At 68.2% G+C, this 2,682-nt stretch carries 2 protein-coding genes; one reads left to right on the top strand and one right to left on the bottom strand.

Features of this window, described 5'->3' with window-relative positions; translation table 11 throughout:
• Positions 1-2,194: ATP-binding protein (locus ACT6Y9_RS10220; RefSeq protein ID WP_443744453.1), on the bottom strand; the 2,194-nt coding region annotated here is incomplete at its 3' end.
• A gap of 174 nt (positions 2,195-2,368) precedes the next feature.
• Between ACT6Y9_RS10220 and ACT6Y9_RS10215 the strand changes: the two genes are divergently transcribed.
• The coding region (locus ACT6Y9_RS10215) for a phage integrase family protein (RefSeq protein ID WP_443744452.1) at positions 2,369-2,682 on the top strand (314 nt) is incomplete at its 3' end.

Raw genomic sequence — 2,682 nt, 5'->3', positions numbered from 1 at the left:
GCGTATTTTCCTTGTCGAGCGACTGGGCGGTCTCAGGGCGCGGCCAGGCGCGCTCGACGCCTTCGCGCACCGCCTCGCCCGACGCGCCGCGACTGGCCGCGGAGGCGTCCGCAGCGGCGGCGGAGGCTCCGGGGGCCCCGTGGAAGACCTGCATCTTGGGCGGCAGCATGTCGTCGGCGAGGTCTTCGACGAGCCCGGGCTCGCGCGGGAAGGTGATCGTGAACTTGAGGCCGCACGCGCCGTTGCGCGCGACCGTGACGTGCCCGGCGTGACGCTCGGCGATCGAGGAGACGATAGAAAGCCCGAGCCCCATGCCGCCCGCCCCCTTCGTGGTCTGCAGGGGCTTGAAGAGGTTGGCGATCTGTTCGTCCTCGAGATACGGGCCGTTGTCGCCCACCGAGAGCGCCCAGGTCTTCTCGTCCTGCGGAACGAGCGTCACCTCGATTCTCGGCGAATCGACGCCCGAGATCGCGTCGGCGGCGTTCTTCATGAGGTTGAGGACGGCGAGCTCGATCTCCCAGGCGTCCACCTCGGCGCGCGAACCCTTGTTGACGCGCACGATCACCTCGGCGTTCGTCTGCCGGCTGCGGCGGAAGGTGGTGATGGCGTTGCCGACCACGTCGTAGAGGTCGGCGACCTTTCTCGGCGGATAGTCGTGCTTGGCGTAGGCGCGCACGCGGTTGACGATTTCGTTGGCGCGTTCTGCCTGCGCAAGGATTTCGCCCAGGGCGAACGTGAAGGCCTTCGGGTCGAACTTCCCCTGCTGCGTGCGGCGGTTGAGGCTTCCGGCGAAGTTGACGATCGCCGCGAGGGGCTGCTTCAACTCATGCGCGATGATCGTGGACATCTGCCCGACGATGCCGGTGCGCTCGAGATTGGCGATGTGCTGGCGCGACTGCGCGGCCTCCGCTTCGATCACGTCGCGCTCCTCGAGCGCTTCGGTGAGCGCGCGCGTGCGGCGCCGCACCAGGATCGAAAGGCTCACGACGTAGGTGACGATGAGGAAGGCGGCGAGGAGCGCGAGCGCGAGGTATTCAGCCTTCTCGCGCAGGAACCGGTTGAGGCTCCAGGTGGCGAGGTGCTCGTAGGGGCCGATCTTGAGTTCATAAAAGAGGTCGTAGACGGAGCGGTTCACGGCGGGGAGCGCCCATTCGCCGCCGTAGGCGAGGCTCGACGTCGAGAAGAGGATCGTCGTCATCGCCTTCTTCCAGGTCGGATCCACCGTGCTCAGGGCGCCGAAGGTCCAGCCCGGATAGGTGACGGTCGAGTGCATGCACCGCAGCGTGTCGTCCGTTCTCGGACTGAGAATCGAAAGATCCCGGGAGATCGAGACCTTTCCCTCGCCCTCCAACTGCTCGAGCAGGCACGCCGGGAGCACGCCCGCCGTCTGCGCTCCTGAGAGGACGCCGTGGAGCACCGCTTCGGGCGAGAAGCCGTAGAAGGTGGTCTTCTCCTCGAGCTGCGCCTCCTTGAAGCCGAGGAGATGCATCTGCGCGGCCGGCGCCTTCCAGGCGGCGAGCTGCTCGGAATTGAGGGCCGCCAAGGTCACGTCGGAGCCGCCCAAAGAGGCGAGGGACGACAGGGACCGCCCGCGCCGGGTGAAGAAGACGCCCGCCTGCGCGTCTTCGGCGCGACCCGCGGAAATGGGCAGAAAGTTCGCCACCGGTTCGTAGGCGCCGGTGCTCTGCGTGAGGGCGAAGCGGTCGGCGTCGGCGAGGATGAAGTCGAGCTGCCGGCTCTCGGCGCCGAGCTCAAACGACCGGTCGTCGAGCCAGAGAATCTCGACGTTGTTGCTCCCCAAGACGTAGCGGATCTCCTCGACGGTGTACTTCAGCCAGCTCGCGCGCATCGTGAAGCCGAGCGAGGCCTGGATGCCGATGCGCATCTTGCGCGGGAACGCGGCCGTCACCGGGACGCTGAAGAGGTCGCGGGGGTTGACGTGCGCCCCGCGCACGCTCGCGGGCTCCTCCATCGAGTGGAGTACCGGCATGATCGCCGCCTGCACGTCCCCCGAGGGCGTGCCCGTCGAGGCGCCCATGCCGATGAAGGAGCTTGTGGCGGCCGCGGCGGGAAGCGCTCCGGAGAGCGCAAGCACGACGCCGCAGAGAAGCGCTCCGATGCGGCGCGCGGACCTGCGGCGGAGGGTGCTCGAAAGAGCGGACGGAAGCGGCGTAGGGCTCGGGCGCCTCGGCATGTGACGGACCTCGTTCCTGAATCGTTGGGCGGAATGGAAATCATGGGGCCGGAGGGAGCGGCTTCAAACCGGTCGCGGAAGCGCCCTCTGCAGCGTCCGTATATATTAGGCGGTTGAATCCGACGCATCGCCCTTCCCTCCGCCATGTCTCCTACGTCAGACGCCTCACCCACCTTGCCCGAACGCACGCTGCGCGCGGATGATCCGCTCGCGAAGCTCCTTGCGCCCGACTGGGCGGCCCCCTTCGCGAAGACGGAAATCGTCACGGTCGAGGACCTCTACGAGTGCGCGGCGGCCCTGGGCCCCAACTGGCACCGCACCTTCCCAGGACTAGGCGCCGTGCGCGCCGCCGCGCTGATGGACTGGCTCGGGCAATTCGGGCGGTCGGTGGGCGAAGTGACGCCGCGCTTTTATCCGGCAGCCGAACGGACGAAGCGCGCCGATGCGGCTGCGGCCGCCCCGGCGGCCTTCGACCCGCAGATCCGGCC

The sequence above is a fragment of the Sutterella sp. genome (assembly GCF_052272535.1).
GTDB lineage: Bacteria > Pseudomonadota > Gammaproteobacteria > Burkholderiales > Burkholderiaceae_F > Sutterella.
The sequence above is the reverse complement of the archived record's forward strand: the minus strand, read 5'-3'. Positions and strand labels throughout refer to the sequence as shown.